Below are 17,873 nucleotides of genomic sequence, written 5' to 3' on the forward strand. Positions count from 1 at the left end.
TTTTCAAGGGACGAATTTTCAATCAAAAACCCCAGAATGTCAATCCTTTTCTAAGAAGTTGTTTGGAATTTTTTGTTGATTCACTGTTTATCTCTCTGCCAGAAAAGGAGGAACATAGCAACCCAATCACAATTTTATCCATGCTATAATCTTTATAAGTAGTAATGATGAGAGGTTTAGAATGGAAACGGGTTCCACATCTTCTCCCGTAACAATGGTTCTGGTGATTGCCTTTCTATGCATCACCATTGGCTATGTTTTTGGATGGCTTGTTGCTACCTGGCGGGCTGGTAAAGAGAAAGACGAAACCGAAGAGTTGCTTTCCAAAGCTGTTTCTTCTGTTCCGGAAAGGTCTGTCCCTTTACTGTTGGGCGTTTTTCAGGATCCCTTGAACAAGCGAATCAGGTTGGAGTGGAAAGGGGAACTCATTGAAAAGCCCTCTGAACTTTCGGCTGAGAATCGAGGTAAATTATTAGCCATCCTTAGTGATGTGAGAGATTGGCTGGGTATTGGTGAAACGCCAGCATCGGCTCCAACAGAGAATGTCTCCGTCAGGTTGCCTGAACCGCCTTCCGTTTCTTTATCTGTGGAACCCGTTCGTTCGCCCAATATAATTACTGGAGTTACCACTGCATTTGCAGATGCAATGCAACCTCCCAGGAAAGAACCACCCAAGAGCATTGTGCAACAGATTGATGAAATTTTCCAGAAGAAATTGGAAGGCACTCCTTACGAAGGAAAAAACATTTTTCTGGCTGAGGATCCGCGAAGAGGTGTTCTGGTACGCATTGAAGGACAGGTGTACGAAGGAATTGACAGTGTACCAGAGGGAGAGGTAAAGGAATTATTGCGTACTGCTGTGAGTGAGTGGGAAAGGTCGCAAGAACTTCAAATTAAGAAAAAAGGATAAAACGACTCATCTGCCAGTAGAGGGGGGCTACCGGCAGATGAGTTAATACTACTATAGCAAATAAATGTTCATTTTACAAGTGCTTTTTCAAAGAAAAGTTGAACAGTCTGGTTGTGGCGAATTCTATGTAAAAACCTGGTTGTTTTAGCCTTGGATGTGAGGGAATTGTATCAACCTATTCATTTGCGCGTATTTGAAAAATATGACATAATTTGAGTATGAAAATATTCTGGGAGAAATGGGGTTTAGGGTTGATCGTTCTGGGGGTGATCATTGCTGTGTTGCAATCCACCCACCCAGGACTTGCCGTTACGGTCCCTCAGGGGGATTCCTGTTATATTCTGGAAGGCGAAATTCGGGAATTTTATAATAGTATCCCGGATGCCTCGTTTATCCTGGGAGAACCGATTACGAATTTATTTGATAACCCATTGAAACCCAGTGAAAAGATCCAGTATTTTACGCGCGCTCGTATCGAATTTTCTCCCGATTTACCCGCTGGACAACGTGTCCGTTTGTCCCCACTTGGAAGTTTGAATTTTGAAAATCTTCCGCCGGCAGAACTCCCGCTTTCTCCAGGGGCTTGTCGGACGTTCCCAAATGATAAAAGCGTTTGTTTTGACTTTCTAAAATTTTATGATCGCTATGGCGGGCAGAAAGTCTTTGGGCTTCCCATTTCCAATTTATTAAAACTACCCAATAATCGTCTGGTTCAGTATTTTGAAAATGCACGTTTTGAATGGTGGCCTGAACGACCAGAAGGGCTGAGGGTTAGCCTGACAGAACTGGGCAGAGTTGATTTCGATCGCAACAAATTCCCTCGAACACTGCAGGATTGTCACGTACCTGGAAATATCATAGAAGCACCCATTAAACCCCGGGTGATGGTATTCCCCGCCAAAATTGCCATTAAGTCCAGCGAGATCCAGACTATTTACATCATCGTGCGGGACCAGTATCGCAATCCTCTGGAGAATGTCCCTGTTTCCCTTCAGGTTGTCGTTGATGGCAAATCTACCGACCCGATGCGATTGAAAGAAACAGATTCATCAGGATTAACCCAGGGCGCAATTCCTTTAGGTAGTTACAAACCAGGAACAAAAGTAGAAGTAGTTGTCACGGTAGTGGTCCAGGAAAAGACGACCACAACACGCGCTTCGTTTCGGATCTGGTGGTAATTTATTCCAAAGTTCTCCCTGATCTGGTATACATGTTTTTCTTCAGGTAGAAAGCATGTGCTATAATGTGCCTGCTTTAAACCTTAGGATAGGGATTTCCAGTGAACAAGCCGAAGCCGAAAAAGAGTAAAGAGGTCTCATCCTCCAGAGGGAATAAGCCTTCTGCTAAAGGAAGCAAACCTGCTGGAAGGCAACCTGCCCTTGCGCCTTCCAAAACCAGGTCAGGCAAAAAGGTTCTCACTCCTCAAAAACCCGGCATTAGCTGGTGGGATAGCCTTACTCCCGAACGGAAAATGGATTTGTTGGGAGCCTTACTGGCTTTGATTGGGCTTCTATCTCTGCTGAGTTTGTTTTCTTCTCAACATGGAATCTTGACACGCTGGTGGGTAACAGCCATGCAACTGCTGGGAGGGAACGGGGCTTTCATCCTACCCTTGTTATTCCTGGCACTGGGTTTCTGGTTGGTTTTACGCAATGTCGATCGTTTCCCGTCCCCTTCGTTAGAACGAGCAGCGGGTATTGCCCTGCTCTACGGGGTGATACTGGCAATGTTACACCTTTCCAGTGGGGGAGGGTGGGACCTTGCTGGTGCTGGTAAAGGTGGGGGGTATATCGGTGCTGTGTTGGAGAGGGCACTGGTTTCAGCGATCGGGCAGGCAGGGGCATGGGTATTACTTCTGGCGGGATTAGTCCTGGGTATTGTCATGACCGCTGATATTGCCGTGGTTGATTTGATAACATGGATCCGGAATCAAATACACCGTCTTGCCCGGCAATCGCAAAACTTAAAGACAACTTCTGAACATCACTTGCGTGGGCGTACATCTGCATTTTCTCCCTCACCTGCCCCTCTGGAGCGGGAGGAATTGCCCGAGGACTTTAAACCCTTACCCGTTCACCATACCGAACCTTCTTCTTTTACTCCATCTGTTGAGCAAAAACCTTCTCCGAGAAAGGTGGGGGAGAGAAACCGTTCTGATCGTGTACCGACCTCATTGGTTCATCGAACAGAAGGAGAGCAATTGCCGTCTCCCTCTCAACAACTGTGGCAATTGCCCTCTGTGGATGAAATTCTTGATCCGCCCATCGAAGAGACCATCCAAACAAACGTGGATGCCGAGCGGGCACGCCTGATTGAGGAAACGCTGGCATCCTTTGGCGCCCCCGTGCATGTTGTTGAAATCAGCCGTGGTCCAACAGTGACTCAATTTGGGGTAGAGCCAGATTTTATTGAGACCCGCAGTGGACGTATGCGGGTGCGTGTAGGCAAAATCGCCGCCCTTGCTGATGATCTTGCTCTGGCGTTAGCAGCGCCGCGCATTCGTATTCAGGCACCAGTTCCTGGACGCCACTATGTGGGGATTGAAGTCCCAAATATTCAGATCAGCCGGGTGATGTTAAAAGAGGTTATCGAAAGCGAATCTTTTCGCAAAATCCGGTCACCGCTGCGTTTTGCGCTGGGAAAGGATGTTGCAGGGCATTCTGTGGCGTATGATCTGGCAACAATGCCTCATTTGTTGATTGCAGGGACAACAGGTTCAGGAAAATCGGTGTGTGTCAATTCCATTCTGACCTGTTTGCTTTTACATAATACGCCGGTAGATTTGCGTTTGATCCTGGTAGACCCCAAACGCGTGGAATTAACCGGTTACAATGGCATCCCCCATCTTCTTGCGCCCGTAGTGACGGAAGCAGAAAAGGTTGTTGGGGCTCTGCAATGGGTACAGCGCGAAATGGATGCGCGCTATCATCGCTTTTCACAATCCGGTGTCCGTAATATTGCCGAGTATAATCGGAAATTCTCCCCACCGCTTCCCTATCTGGTAGTGCTGGTAGATGAATTGGCAGACCTGATGATGATGGCGCCAGAGGAAACCGAACGCAGTTTGACACGGCTGGCGCAGTTAGCCCGTGCAACCGGGATTCATCTGGTGTTAGCCACCCAGCGTCCCTCTGTGGATGTGATTACGGGTTTAATTAAGGCGAATTTTCCCGCCAGAATTGCTTTTGCAGTTGCCTCGGGGGTGGACAGCCGGGTCATTTTAGACCAGCCTGGCGCGGAACGTTTGCTGGGGAGGGGTGATATGCTCTTTCAAGCCCCTGATGCCTCAGCGCCGGTTCGTATTCAAGGCGTTTTTGTCTCAGATCTGGAAATCCAGCGTTTGGTGGATTTTTGGCGTCTTCAGGATATGAACATGCGTTCCACTCGCCAAACGTCTGGGGAATCGAATAACATAATCGAACCGGTCAATATGGATTTGCCTCCCAGCGTGCCCTTGACGCAGGTTCCTCTGTTTGACTCTGAACTGGGAAGTCGGGAAGGTGATCCATTGCTGGAAGATGCCAAACGCATTGTTCGCCAGGAAGGTAAAGCCTCTATTTCTATGTTACAGCGAAAACTCCGCATTGGTTACACGCGGGCTGCACGACTGATTGATGCACTTGAGGATGCCGGTGTGATTGGTCCTGCCTCTCCCACCTCTCAGGTTAGGGAAGTGCTGGATTGGGAAGATGATGCGGAATCGGAATAGAAAAAGGCATCCATAAAACTGGATGCCTTTTTCTATTGCTGAAGAAAATTTAACCGATCATGCTAAGGCGAATATCTTGCTGATCGAGGCGGACGAGTAACCAGAAGGAAAGTGCCAAGCCCAAAAAGCAGGTAATTAGAAAAGGCACATTAGGTTGTCCTTGATTGGTGAAGCCGGTACTAAAGAACATCATCAATCGGACGATGACGTTCATTCCCTGCATGAAAATCATGAAGGTTAAAGCCAGTTCTTTTCCCTTTAAGAGGAAGTATCCGATCAGGACAAACAAAAGCACAGCCGCCATAACGACCCCGACGCCCTTGAGAAGCGATTGAGGGGGATATAACAACACTGCAAGGATGGGGAGAAGAAAAAAGTAGAGGATTTTTTCATAAGTTTTCATAGATCACCTGCCTGTTGGTCTATCCATGCCCTCCAAGGTAGGCTTCAATCACCATGGGGTTATGGAGAAGTTCTTGCGCCGGACCTTCCAGCACAACACGTCCTGTTTCCAGTACGTACCCGCGATCAGCGATGGAAAGCGCCATTTGAGCATTCTGCTCAACCAGGAGAATACTTGTACCCTGCTGGTTGATATCCTGGATGATTTCAAAAATCTGCTCAACCAGAATAGGAGAGAGCCCCATAGATGGTTCATCCAGCAAAAGCAGGGTGGGACGTGACATCAAAGCCCGAGCGATAGCGAGCATTTGCTGTTCTCCACCGGAGAGCGTGCCCCCGTACTGGTTGCGTCGTTCCCGCAATCGAGGGAATCGATCCAGCACCATCTCTAAATCTCGTTGAATTTGGGCTTTATCTTTGTTAAGATAGGCGCCCATTTCCAGATTTTCCAAAACGGAGAGGGTGGCGAAAATTTTACGCCCTTCGGGAACCTGAACGATGCCTTTACGGACAATGTCCTGAGGCATGGTGCGGGTAATATCTTCTCCCTGGAACAAAATACTTCCCTGACGGGCTCTCAATAGCCCTGAAATGGTGTTTAAGGTGGTGGACTTCCCAGCGCCATTTGCACCGATCAGGGTGACGATTTCGCCTTTATCCACATGGAAGGTTACCCCTTTGAGGGCGTGAATTGCGCCATAGTACACGTTGAGGTCTTTTACTTCGAGCATCATAGCGTTCTCTTCCGTCTAAATTTTTCGGATAATGCGGCAGAACCAGGTCCGAGATATGCTTCAACAACGCGCGGGTTTGCCTGAATTTCAGCAGGTGTTCCTCGAGCGATGACCTCACCGAAATCCATAACCGTGATGTATTCACAAATTCCCATCACCACCCGCATTTGATGTTCAATGAGCAGAATGGTCAAATCAAAGCGTTCTCGAATAAAATGGATCAAGTCCATCAACGCAACAGATTCAGCCGGGTTCATTCCGGCTGCAGGTTCATCGAGAAGCAACAATTTGGGTTCTGCAGCAAGGGCTCGTGCGATTTCCAGTCGGCGTTGCTCCCCATATGGGAGGTTTTTCGCAATCTCATGTTGCCGGTCCTGCAGGTTGAAAACGGCTAAAAACTCTTGTGCTCTTTCGGTGAGAATGCGTTCGTTTTCCTTGTACCTGCTATTGTGGAAAATTGCGTCCGTAAGGCTATAGCCTGCATGAGGGTGATAAGCAATTCGCACGTTGTCCAGCACGGTTAGATTGGAGAAAAGACGAATGTTTTGAAAAGTGCGTGCGATGCCCATCTGATTAATTTTATGTGGCTCCAGTCCGGCTATTTCCTGTCCGTTGAATCGGATTGACCCGGAGGTGGGAACGTATACCCCTGTGATCATATTGAAAACGGTGGTTTTCCCTGCGCCGTTGGGTCCAATCAGACCGTTCAAATCGCCTTTATTGAGCGAAAGGCTGAAGTTATTCACGGCTTTCAAACCGCCAAACAATTTGGTCAACCCTTCAATGCGAAGGATTTCCTGTCCGTTGGATCGGGATTGGCGCGTTTGCGTGGAAGTTTGTTCACTCATAGGCTCTCCTTAGCCGCTGGAGTTTGGGTTTCGGTTGCCGGTTTCTTCAGGGGTGGAAGAACTTGCCTCAGGTATGGGATTTCATAATTTCCAAACAACCCGTTGGGCTTCAGCAACATCATTACCAGCAGTAGCAGGGGATAAACCACATACCGCCAGGTTTCGAACCCGGGCGGCAGAATACTACGCAGAATGCCTTCCAGCACCAATTGCCAGGCAAAGGCGGCAAATACTGTCCCGGTCACACTGCCCAACCCTCCAAAGACGACGATGATCATGGGGTCAAAGGATTTGATAAAGTTAAAGGAGTCGGGATGCAGAAATCCGTTGATGTGTGCGTACAGCCCGCCTGCCAGACCGGCAAACAGACAACCCAGCACAAAGGTAAGGGTCTTGTAATGTCCAATGTCAATTCCCATTGCTTTAGCGGCAATTTCATCCTCTCGAACGGAGATGATGGCGCGTCCGTAACTGGAATGTAACAGGTTGCGGGTGATGACGATTACCAGGATCAAGAACAGCATAACCCAGATCCATGAGGTGAGTTTGGGAATACCAATCATCCCGCGCGCCCCTTTCATCTCCACGAAACCGAACATGACGTCAGAATTGTCTAACAGGACTTTAACGATGATGGTGAAACCCAGTGTGGCAATGCCAAAATAATCTGACCCGAGGGTAAGCACGGGTAAGCCAAACAGAAAACTTACCTCTGCCGCAAGGATGCCGCCTATGATAACTGCCAGCAGATAGACCAGCGTATTGGCAATATTGGTTGGTAAGGCTTTGAGTATGGCATTTACTGCCGGCGCAGTCAGGTTACCAATTGAAACAGCGAGGGCAGTCAAACCCACTGCGGCAATGAGATAAATGGCAAATGCCGAAAGCGGATCTACACCACGAATTTTGCCAAACACGCGATAAAGAATCAATATAGAGGCGCCAACCAGCAAAATGGTAAAGAACAGAACTGTCAACCCGTTGGAATTGGCGTCGTTTGTCCAACGATAGGTGATATCTGCGGCAGAATAGGCACCAATTGCATAGAATCCCCATTGCCCCAGGGAAAACTGTCCATTGAATCCGTAGATCAGGTTGAGCCCAAGCCCAACAATTGCCATGACAGCCCCTTGCCGGAGAATGGTGTTCCAGAACGGGCTAAGCACACCCAGCGAGATAAGGACCTGCACCACGAGGGTGAAAGTCACAATACTTCCAAGGAAGATCAGGGTAGTTCGACTGATGTGTTTCATACTATGCCTTCTCCCGTTGGGCTTCTCCAAAGATACCGGTGGGGCGGACCAGTAAAACGATGATCAAAATGGAAAAGGCAATGGCGTCGCGCATGGGGGTGGAGATATACGCAGCGCTGAGCGTCTCTGCCTGTCCAAGAATTAAAGCGCCCACAACTGCGCCGGGAATACTCCCGATTCCTCCCAGCACAGCCGCAACGAACGCTTTCAACCCTGGAATAATCCCCATCCAGAAGACTACTTGCGGGTAAGCGATGGCATACAATACCCCTGCCGCCCCAGCCAGTGCTGCGCCTATGGCAAAAGTGGTTGAAATGGTGGCGTCCACATCCACACCCATCAGGCGAGCCGTTTGGCGGTCATATGCAGTGGCTCGCATGGCTTTTCCGGTGCGGGTATTCTTGACGAAGTACTGGAGTAAAACCAGAAGGATAATGGAAACAACGATGATGATGAAAGAAATGTTGGAGAAAATAATCGCTCCTGCAGGCACTTCCTGCCCTTTTTGGAGAACTTGCACGCCCTGATCCCCAATCACCCAGGTAATTACATCGAATGGGCGCCGGTAGGTGATGTAGTTTGCGGTATAAACGAAATTCAGAGCGCCAAAATACTCCAGAAAGAAAGATACCCCAATGGCGGTAATCAAAGCGGAGATTCTGGGTGCATTGCGCAGGGGTTTGTATGCCACCCGTTCAATGGTGACGGCAAGAAGGGCACATACAGCCATGGAGAGAAGCACAACAGAAATTGTGCCAATGACATCGGCAATGAAGGGGTTCAGGTCAGGGAAAAGAGCCCGGGTCCAGAGGTGTAATTGAATGCGAGAAATGGCGTAAAAACTGGTGAATGCCCCCACCATAAACACGTCACCGTGGGCAAAGTTAATTAACCGCACAATGCCATACACCATGGTGTACCCGAGCGCAATCAGGGCATAAACAAATCCAATCTGCAAACCATTGGTCACTTGCTGAAGGAATAGAGATGGATTCTCAAGCAGTGCATTCCCCAGGCGCCAGATGGCTACCAGCAGGACCAGCCCTAATAGCAAATATCCCAGTGTTCGCCGTTGGACCAGAGATTCTAAAAAAGAAGGGGCTTTCCTTATCGGTTCAGAACGATTCATATGAGTTACCCCGACGGATCAAATTTAAATTGGTTTTCCTCGTTGCTTGCGCACCGAAAAAACCAGAGGAGAACAAATCAAAATTCCCCTGAAAGGGTAAATGCTGGTGGAAAATGCTCCCGGACGAGACATTGACCTGTGAGAAAGAGGGGCGGAGCGCTATCCGCCCCTCTTTGTTCCAGTTTCAGTTTATGGTGCCACCGAGGCGGAGAAGGAAACCTTTCCATCCTTTACGGAGAGCACAACGGCGTTCTTTACCGGGTTGTGTTGAGCATCGAAGGTGATCTTGCCTGAAACTGCTTCGTATTCCAGAGAAGCCAGCGCTTCGGCAACCTTGGTGGGGTCATCGGTTCCGGCTTTCTGGATTGCCGCAAAGAGCAGGTTTGCCGCGTCATAGCCCAGAGTTGCCAGCGCATCGGGGACGGCGTTGTATTTCTTCTGGTAGTTGGCTACCCAGGACTGCACAATTGGACGAGGATCTTCAGGGGAGTAGTGATTGGAGAAGAATCCACCATCCGCGGCTTTGAGGTCAAGATCGGCAGAATCCCAACCGTCGCCACCCATCATCACAGCGGTTACGCCTTTTTCTTTGGCTTGCGCACCTACCAGGTTCACAATCGGGTAGTAATCGGGCAGGAAGAGCACTTCGGCTTTGGATTCAGCCACTTTGGTCAGGATGGCAGAGAAGTCGGTGTCGGTCTTGGTATAGGATTCTTTGCCCACAACCTTGCCACCGGCTTCAGTGAAGGCTTTTTCGAAGTATTCAGCCAGTCCGCGCACATAGTCATTGCCCTGATCGAACATGATAAAGGCAGTTTTGTATCCCTTATCGAGCGCGTACTTTGCCATCACCGTTCCCTGGAAGGGGTCAATGAAGCAGGCGCGGAAGACATACTTCTTGGTGGAGCCATCTTTGTTCAAAGTTACCTGGGGGTTTGTCGAGGTGGGGCTGATTTGAACCACCTGATTGGCTTCAGCAATTTCCGATACAGGGATGGAGGCGCTGGAGCAAACCTCACCAATGATGAACTTGACTTTATCTTCCTGGATGACTTTGTTCGCGGCATTCACGGCAGGGTCAGCAGAACACTGGCTGTCGGCGACCACTGTTTCAATTTTCTTTCCGTTGATTCCGCCTTTGGCATTCCATTCCTCAACTGCCAGCTGGACGCCGTTATTGGTTGAAATACCAAACGTGGAAACCTGTCCGCTCATGGGAGCCAGAACAGCCACTTTGATGGTACCCCCACCACCTGCCTGACAGGCTGTCACCATCAGGGCGACAATCAGCAATACAAATACAGCAATACGGGTCTTCATAAAATTCTATTCCTCCTTTGGATTTTTCTTTTTTCAGGGAAATGTTTACAGGTATGATAAGACCTTTTGAGGTGATCAGAGGTCTTCTTTTTTTATTGCTCTGATCGGGCGCTCACCTCCTTTCAATGAATAAATTTATGAGAAGGGTTCATCACCTCTCAAAAGAAATTTTCCGATGTTTGCTGTGTTGGTAAAGGATAAGGGGGGCTTGCTAAATAATGTTTGAATATACCAGAGAATTGAGATATGTCAATAGCCGATGCGCCTCCAAAAATTATGAATGATTATTTCAGGATACCAGTAAGGGGAGGACTTTACAGACGTCCCAGGGAAGCAGTACAGTAGCCAGATGATCGAGACGGGTTGGCGAAAAATTGTTAATGATTAAGTGTGCCCCCTGAGAAACGGCCTGCAGTGGCAATTCGCTGGCGGGAAACACTTCTAAAGAGGAACCAATTACCAGCATGCAATCTGCTTTCCGGGTATGCTCCCTGGCTTCCATCCAGACATCATCAGGAAGCATCTCTTCGTACAGCACAATGGTCGGTTTCAATACGGAAGAATCTTTCGGGCATCGAGGCATACTCTCACTGGTTTCCAGAAGTTCACGAAAGTTTTCCATTGGAAAAGTAGCATGGCATTCCAGACACTCCAGGTGATCAATGGAGCCATGGAGTTCTAAAACAATTTGACTACCCGCGCGTTGATGAAGTCCATCAATATTCTGGGTAATCACAGCCCGGAGGATGCCCAACCGTTCCATTTCTGCCAGAGCCCAATGCGCATCATTGGGTTGTGCTGTCCACATTTGTCTCAAAAGTGGGCGTTTCCAATCCCAAAATTTTTTCGGATTGGCAAGAAATACGCTCAACGAGGCAACTTCCAAGGGGTTAAACCGTTCCCATAAACCGCTTCCTGCGGAACGAAAATCAGGTACCCCGGAAGGGGTAGAAATACCCGCCCCGGTAAATGCGACTACATATCGACTCTCCCGGAGGATTTTCCGGGCAAGGGTAATTCTTTCATCCAGCAAGGAGTCTTCAGACGTTGACACGTTCGGCAATGGCTTCAGCTAAGCGGCTGTACTGGAGGCTCAGCATTCCGCCAATCTGCACCTGAATCAAGGGTAGATTTCTGGTTGCCGCCTGGAATGAGACTTCAGGTGCAGGCGGGATGACCTGCGAAACGCTGTACCCCAGCATCTCCTGGATCTGAGTTACCGAAAGCTGCACGTCAGCGCGGATGCGGTTTACAACAACCAGGGAAAGCAGTTTTCCTTTTCCAAAGCCCCTTTGCTTGAGATCTTCGATGAGGATGCGGGTTCGGGCAATTGCCGCTGGGAAGGGTTCTGTGACAACAATGATTTCTTTAGTCAGATTCAGAATTTCATCCAATGCCAGATGGGCATTTGTGCCAATGTCAAGGAAAGTCACTCGACCAATCAGCGAAAGCTGGTCAACAACGGCTTCCATGCTGGCGGTATTTTTCATCAAAGGAACGTCTTTAGCGTATGGTGAAGCCAGCAAAAGGCGAATCCCATAGGGAACGCGTATCAATTCGTTCTCGACGGTAGCCACGTTGATGTCCGAGGGGCTCAAGCGGAGGAGGTTGTTTAACCCCTCACAGGATTGAATTCCCAACTCTGTGCTCCAGGAACCCTGTCCGGGGCGCAATTCTGCGGCGATGACTTCCTGTTTGGTGTTTTGGAAATAATTAATGGCTACGTTCAGCGTGAGGGATGAAACCCCCAGTCCACCTTTTGCACCAATCACCCCAATTGTATAGCCTCTTTCGACAGGAACGCCCATCCGCCCTTTGTTGCGTGAGAGAATGGCGCGCATATGGGCAGTTAATTCGGCTGGATGAATGGGCTTGGTGAGGTAATCATCAGCGCCTGCTTCATATCCGGCAATTTTATCTTCCACCTGGGCTTTGGCAGTGAACATCAGGATGGGAATATCGGCAGTTTCAGGCTCTTTTCGTAATGTTCGGGCAACCGAAAACCCATCCACATCGGGCATCATGACATCCAGCAAAATTAAATCCGGTCGCTCCGTTCGTGCCATGGAGATGGCTTGGGTACCGTTACTGGCGGCAAGAATTTTGTACCCCTGGCGTTCCAGCATTAACCCTACAAGACGGAGGGTTTGTACGTCGTCATCCACAATCAGGATTTTCTCTGCCATTTGCGCTTCCCCTCTCTTTCGGGCAAGTTGCCCTTTGAATTCAGTCTAGCATAAAATAATTCACCAGACAAGTTTATTTTCACTAATAAATATAACATTTTTTGAGTTGAAGATCCGTTAAGGTCAGGTAAACCTGATCCACTTCTTTTTCACAATTATATAACGAAGAATTTTTATCATGAATTAGTGATGATGTGGGAGTGTTCTAAAAGTGACCATACCCACAAGTAAAGGTACCCAGAAAGTAATACCCCGGTATGCCATCGTAATGACTGCCGCATCTTCAATGGGAATCTGCAGGGAGCGCAAAGCCACGGTAAGGACTCCCTCGACAATTCCAATCCCTGCCGGCGTGGGGGATACAATCAGAAATAGAGAGGCAAGGCTGAATCCAGCAATCACAACGCCGGGAGTAAAGGGGACGTGAAAGGCTAAAAAAGTTAAGGTGAGTATTCCAATGAGAAGGGCTTTATTCAACAGTGCAAACAAAATGGGGCGGATAATTTTCTTCGGATGATTTCGAATGATAGCAATGCCTTCAGCGGCTTCATAAGCAAATTCGTGGGCTCGTTCTTCTGAAAGGTACTCTCTGTGAATAAAAGGCTTAAGCAGGCGATTAACAGTGTGCGCTCCCCATTGAAGCACCTTTGCCAAGAGAGAAGCCGACTGCATGCCAATGTAAAGCAAAACACCCAGTCCAAGCGCACCAATGAGCAATATCAACGAGGCTAGAATTTCTGCCCAGTGTAAGTTATTCCGATAGGCAAGTTCAGCAAGCCCGAAAATTAAAACAGTAAGGACGGCAACATATTCCAGTAATACAAATATGACAGCGGCAATGGCAGTTTTTCCCGTTGAGCGATTGTTGGAAACTGCATCAGACATGAAAACGGCTACACTGCCTAGCCCTGCGCTGGGCGCAACGATGTTCAGAAAGTTTACCGCAGTTGCTAATCGCGTCATGTAGAACGCAGAGACAGGCATGTCCAGAATGTTATAGATGGATTGGTAAGTGAGTCCTAAATTTAAAAACCACCCCAATAAGAGCACAAATGCCAGAAAAATCCAACCGAACTCTCCCCGTTGGAGAACTTTTCCAATATCCTGCATTTCTGCGGCTCGCCCGATGATGAAAAGGACGCCAAGCAGGAGGACAAGAGCGATGAGAAACTTTTTCACATCACCGATTATAATGGCGTTTGCCTATTTGCTTAAAAAATAAACAGGTTGGAAATTTCACACTCCAACCTGTTTATTTTTGGATTCTCCGTCTATGGAGTCACGTTCGCGCTTCCGCTTCTTAACAGTTCAACGGCTTTGTCCAACTGGGGATCTCTTTCGGCTTTGATGTCTTCTTCGGTCAGCGGAACTACCACGTCAGGTGTCAGCCCGGAACCATTGATCTGGCGCTTATTGGGTGTAAGCCAGCGAGCCACGGTGACACGGATGGCACCCTGATCATTTTCCAGCGCCACCCAATTCTGCACCGAACCTTTTCCAAATGATGTTGTCCCTACCAGAATTCCACGCTGATAATCCTGAATAGCCCCGGCGGTAATTTCAGAGGCAGAGGCAGTTCCTTCGTTGATAAGCACAACCAGAGGAATCTTGGTTGCCAGTCCACCGGGAATGGCATTGAAGGATTTTTCCCGACCATCCCCATATTCCTCGTACATGATGACACCTTTATCAATAAACTGAGAAACCACCTCAATGGCAGTAGTTAAGTAACCGCCGCCGTTGTTCCTCAAATCCAGGACCAGTCCTTTCGGATTTTGCTTGAGAAGATCTTTCAGGGCGTTTTTCAGTTCATCGGTGGTTTTTTCACCAAAAGTGAACAGTCGAATGTAGCCAATTTCGTCATCGAGCATTTTACTTTCCACGCTCGGAATGGTAATTTTGGCGCGGGTGATGGTAAATTCCAGCGGTTCGCTTTCTCCTTCCCGCTGAACCGTGAGAGTCACTTTAGTTCCTGCTGGTCCAAGGATGCGTCTCAAGACCAGGTTGCCATCAATTCCGGTCATATCTTCGCCATCCACTTTCAGAATAATGTCTCCGGCTTTTAAACCCGCCTTCTCTGCTGGTGAGTTTGGCATTGGACTGATGATTTTCACATATGCGCCGGTAATATCCACCCAGGCGCCAATGCCTTCATATTCGCCACTCATGGGCATATTGGCTTGCCGGAATTGATCAGGATCCATATATGAAGTATGCGGGTCTCCCAGCGATTGCAACATCCCGCTGATGGCACCGCGCATCAGTTTTTCCTGATCTACTGGTTGCTCTACATATTGATCATTAACGATATTCCACGCTTCCCAGAAGGGTTTAAATAACTGTTCCAGATCCTTTGGAGTTCCTCCTGTGGTGCTTGAAGAGGAAGGGAAAGGACCTGAAGGTGAAGCAGATACACTTCTTTCGGGAAGTAACCAGCCCACAACAATCCCGCCAGAGAAGGCACCTGCTAACAGAATCAGCGCGAAAAAACCAAAGACGAAGTAACGAATGGACTTATTCATAAATTACTCCTTGCCATGAGGGTATCATGGCAGGCTTAAGATTGGATGAAAACCTCATTTGGGGCATTATACAACAAACCGTGTTTCCTTTTTATTCTTTCTTTGCAGATGGAGGAGATATTTCCCGAACTCGTTTTGCTAATTCTGAAATTTGTTCCTGCTCTTTGCCAAAAGGATTTTGAAGTGTCTGAAAAGAACGACGAATGACCTGGATTTCAGGGATTTCCCCTTTGTTCTTAAAAAATTCGTATAACCATAAATTGAACCCGATAATGAAAATAACCAGGAACCCAATGGCACACCATCCAAGAATTCCAATCTCTTTCATGAGCGGTGATCCTCCGATAATAATGGATCAAGTACCTGGGGAAGATGTTGCAGGTAGGGAATATGGTTGTGACATTCTGTGCAGATTATCGCAGGATGAACATGGATCGTATAAAAGCCCAGTGCTTTTGCAGCGCTTAGGTTTGAAACATTATCATCCAGATAAATACATTCTGTTGCCTGTGGGGACCCTGCTTTTTCCAGTGCCTTTTTAAAGGCTTCAGGTAAAGGTTTGCAATAGGGAAGCATATCCATGATGTCAATAATTTGTTCAAAAACCCCATCAAGTTCCAGCACTTTCAAAACCCTGAGGGCGTGATTGCGGTCTGCATTGGTCAGAATAATTTTCCGCAAAGGGTACTTCAATAAAATCTGGCGGATTTCGGGTGCAGGGTGCAGAAATTTTTTGAGAGGAATATCATGAACAAATTTCAGGTAATCAACAGGGTCAATCCCTCTGGTAATCATCAGTCCTCTCAGAGTGGTCCCATATGTTCGGTACAGGCTTTCTCGTAAAGTGGAAACATCTTCCGCCGCAATACCTACACGGGTTTCCATGTACTCGTTGATTTTTTCCCCGATGGCGTCCCAGACCCCTTTTTCAGGGGGATATAGTGTGTCATCTAAATCAATGAACAGCGTGGTAAATGTCATAGGCAAAGTATACCGTAACTCATTGTATGGGATGAGAGAGTTAGATTAATGTATAATCCACAGCATGCCCATCCATATCTTACCAGAAGAAGTAGCGTCCCAGATCGCTGCCGGCGAGGTGGTAGAACGTCCTGCCTCTGTAGTCAAAGAATTGATTGAGAATGCTCTGGATGCTCAGGCTCATCAGATCGTTGTTCGGGTGGAAAGTGCAGGACGTCGGTTGATTGAAGTGTCAGATGACGGCAACGGCATTCCTCAAGAGGAACTGGCGCTGGCGGTGATGCGTCATGCCACCAGTAAACTCCAAACTGCTGAAGATTTATTCCAAATTGCCACACTGGGGTTTCGCGGGGAAGCCTTGGCTTCGATTGCGTCCGTTTCGCACTTTTCGCTGGTTTCCCGACCGCCGCAACAAACTACAGCCGCCCGGATTCGAGTAGATGGCGGGAAAGTGGGTGCTGTGGAAATGGTGGGAGCCCCTGTGGGCACTCTGGTGCGCGTAGAGGACCTGTTTTTTAACGTGCCCGCCCGTTTGAAGTTCTTGAAGCGTGATCAGACAGAACGACAACAAATTGATGCGCTGGTTACGCGGTATGCTCTGGCTTATCCTCATGTTCGTTTTCAATTATTCCATGATGGAACCCCCGTTTTCCAAACGGCGGGCAACGGACACCGCAGGGAAGTGCTGGCGCAGATGTATGACATAGATATTTCCCGCCAGATGCTGGAGGTTGAATACGAGGACGATATGGTATCAGTATCCGGCTTTACCAGCCCGGTGGGATTAACTCGTTCCAATCGGAAAGAGATCACTTTTTTTGTTAACGGACGCTGGGTGCAGGATACAGCCCTCAATACTGCTCTGCTTCAAGCCTATCACACCATGCTCATGGTTGGGCGATATCCGATGGCAATCCTCTTCGTTTCCCTTCATCCTGAAGAGGTGGATGTCAACGTTCATCCGACCAAAGCCGAAGTCCGTTTTCGAAATCCCGATCGAGTGTTCAGTGCCGTCTCTCGTGCTGTTCGGAGAGCATTGTTGACTGCCAATCCTGTACCGTCGGTTGTTCCACCTTCAGTCTGGCAACGACCAGTGACTGGACAATCCACAATTGATCCTGCCTGGGAAATGTCTCGTCAGGCACAGGGCACGTGGTTTTCTTCTGAGACAACGGCTGAAGAACCGGAGTCTTCTGTCCTGGAAAACCCATCGCATCACGTCCAGTCACCCCTTCCATCTGGGATGTTGCCATTGTTGCGTCTGGTTGGACAGGTGGCTATGGCATACCTGGTTGCAGAAGGTCCAGATGGTTTGTATCTTATTGATCAGCATGCGGCTCATGAGCGTGTTCTGTTTGAGCGATTTCTCCAGAGAAAACCAGATGGCATTCCGGCACAGACTTTGTTAGAGCCAGTACTGGTTCATCTTTCTCCTGCTCAGGCGAGGCTGTTGGAAAACGAGTTGGAAACTCTGAACCGCATTGGTTTCCAGATTGAGCCATTTGGACCTGCTACCTTCCGGGTGACTGCGATTCCTGTGATCCTTGCCGGAGCCGATCCAGTGTCGGCTGTTCGTGCTGTGGTGGAAGACTTTGAGGAAGACGAAACACCCCTTCAATCGGAAGTGGAAGCCCGACTGATTGCTCGAATTTGCAAACGTACTGCGGTTAAAGCCGGACAGGTGTTATCTCCAGAAGAACAGCGTGCCCTGCTCCATGATTTGGAAGCCTGTCAATCTCCGCGTACCTGTCCGCATGGACGTCCTACGATGATTCATCTCTCGGCTGATTTGTTAGAACGTCAATTTGGTCGCAAGGGCTCTCGATAGGTTGGGTGCCTTAACCAAACATGCGGAGGGTATCTGAAGCCTCCGCATGTT

Annotated in this window: 16 protein-coding genes; 4 read left to right on the forward strand and 12 right to left on the reverse strand. The window is 48.4% G+C overall.

The genetic code is table 11. From position 1 onward, the window contains the following. The first annotated feature begins 181 nt into the window (after window positions 1-181). The 3 genes from LHF31_RS05855 (at window position 182) to LHF31_RS05865 (ending at window position 4,619) form a co-directional block, all read left to right on the forward strand. Window positions 182-910: a hypothetical protein gene (locus LHF31_RS05855; RefSeq protein ID WP_298006807.1), complete on the forward strand. Its 729-nt coding sequence runs from the start codon at window positions 182-184 to the stop codon at window positions 908-910. A gap of 251 nt (window positions 911-1,161) precedes the next feature. Beyond that, window positions 1,162-2,088, forward strand: coding sequence for a hypothetical protein (locus LHF31_RS05860; RefSeq protein ID WP_298006805.1), 927 nt, complete (start codon window positions 1,162-1,164; stop codon window positions 2,086-2,088). A gap of 299 nt (window positions 2,089-2,387) precedes the next feature. Further along, on the forward strand, window positions 2,388-4,619 hold the full coding sequence (locus LHF31_RS05865; RefSeq protein ID WP_303773820.1) for a DNA translocase FtsK: 2,232 nt from the start codon (window positions 2,388-2,390) through the stop codon (window positions 4,617-4,619). A 49-nt stretch (window positions 4,620-4,668) separates the two neighbouring features. On the opposite strand, the gene LHF31_RS05870 is transcribed toward LHF31_RS05865, so the two are convergent. From LHF31_RS05870 to LHF31_RS05925, 12 genes are all read right to left on the reverse strand, one after another. After that, complete coding sequence (locus tag LHF31_RS05870) at window positions 4,669-5,022, reverse strand: hypothetical protein (RefSeq protein ID WP_298006799.1); 354 nt, start codon at window positions 5,020-5,022, stop codon at window positions 4,669-4,671. A gap of 19 nt (window positions 5,023-5,041) precedes the next feature. After that, entirely contained in the window at window positions 5,042-5,752 is a 711-nt protein-coding gene (locus tag LHF31_RS05875) for an ABC transporter ATP-binding protein (RefSeq protein ID WP_333656923.1), read from the reverse strand. Beyond that, complete coding sequence (locus LHF31_RS05880) at window positions 5,752-6,603, reverse strand: ABC transporter ATP-binding protein (protein WP_298006794.1); 852 nt, start codon at window positions 6,601-6,603, stop codon at window positions 5,752-5,754. The genes LHF31_RS05875 and LHF31_RS05880 overlap by 1 nt, the downstream gene beginning before the upstream one ends. After that, window positions 6,600-7,856 carry a branched-chain amino acid ABC transporter permease gene (locus LHF31_RS05885; RefSeq protein ID WP_298006791.1) on the reverse strand — a complete coding sequence of 419 codons (1,257 nt, stop codon included), beginning with the start codon at window positions 7,854-7,856 and terminating at the stop codon, window positions 6,600-6,602. Before LHF31_RS05885 ends, LHF31_RS05880 begins: the two co-directional genes overlap by 4 nt. A gap of 1 nt (window position 7,857) precedes the next feature. After that, on the reverse strand, window positions 7,858-8,985 hold the full coding sequence (locus LHF31_RS05890; protein WP_298006788.1) for a branched-chain amino acid ABC transporter permease: 1,128 nt from the start codon (window positions 8,983-8,985) through the stop codon (window positions 7,858-7,860). Between the two features lie 189 nt (window positions 8,986-9,174). Next, window positions 9,175-10,305: an ABC transporter substrate-binding protein gene (locus tag LHF31_RS05895; RefSeq protein ID WP_298006786.1), complete on the reverse strand. Its 1,131-nt coding sequence runs from the start codon at window positions 10,303-10,305 to the stop codon at window positions 9,175-9,177. A 289-nt stretch (window positions 10,306-10,594) separates the two neighbouring features. Then, the gene (locus tag LHF31_RS05900) at window positions 10,595-11,359 is read right to left on the reverse strand and encodes a Sir2 family NAD-dependent protein deacetylase (RefSeq protein ID WP_298006783.1); all 765 of its coding nucleotides are present in this window, start codon (window positions 11,357-11,359) and stop codon (window positions 10,595-10,597) included. Next, window positions 11,346-12,491 (reverse strand): response regulator, encoded by a 1,146-nt coding sequence (locus tag LHF31_RS05905; RefSeq protein ID WP_298006781.1) that lies wholly within the window; start codon window positions 12,489-12,491, stop codon window positions 11,346-11,348. Before LHF31_RS05905 ends, LHF31_RS05900 begins: the two co-directional genes overlap by 14 nt. 183 nt (window positions 12,492-12,674) lie before the next feature. After that, window positions 12,675-13,670, reverse strand: coding sequence for a lysylphosphatidylglycerol synthase transmembrane domain-containing protein (locus LHF31_RS05910; RefSeq protein WP_298006778.1), 996 nt, complete (start codon window positions 13,668-13,670; stop codon window positions 12,675-12,677). Between the two features lie 92 nt (window positions 13,671-13,762). Continuing rightward, the gene (locus tag LHF31_RS05915; RefSeq protein WP_298006775.1) at window positions 13,763-15,013 is read right to left on the reverse strand and encodes a S41 family peptidase; all 1,251 of its coding nucleotides are present in this window, start codon (window positions 15,011-15,013) and stop codon (window positions 13,763-13,765) included. A gap of 91 nt (window positions 15,014-15,104) precedes the next feature. Continuing rightward, complete coding sequence (locus LHF31_RS05920) at window positions 15,105-15,341, reverse strand: hypothetical protein (protein ID WP_298006771.1); 237 nt, start codon at window positions 15,339-15,341, stop codon at window positions 15,105-15,107. After that, the gene (locus tag LHF31_RS05925) at window positions 15,338-15,994 is read right to left on the reverse strand and encodes a pyrimidine 5'-nucleotidase (protein WP_298006769.1); all 657 of its coding nucleotides are present in this window, start codon (window positions 15,992-15,994) and stop codon (window positions 15,338-15,340) included. The genes LHF31_RS05920 and LHF31_RS05925 overlap by 4 nt, the downstream gene beginning before the upstream one ends. Before the next feature lie 64 nt (window positions 15,995-16,058). On the opposite strand from LHF31_RS05925, the gene mutL reads away from it, so the two are divergent. Continuing rightward, a complete protein-coding gene (gene mutL / locus LHF31_RS05930) occupies window positions 16,059-17,822 on the forward strand; it encodes a DNA mismatch repair endonuclease MutL (RefSeq protein WP_298006765.1) in 1,764 nt (587 codons plus the stop codon). Window positions 17,823-17,873 lie beyond the last annotated feature (51 nt).

The sequence above is a fragment of the Anaerolinea thermophila genome (assembly GCF_020723905.1).
In the GTDB taxonomy this organism is placed as follows: Bacteria; Chloroflexota; Anaerolineae; order Anaerolineales; family Anaerolineaceae; genus Anaerolinea; species Anaerolinea thermophila_A.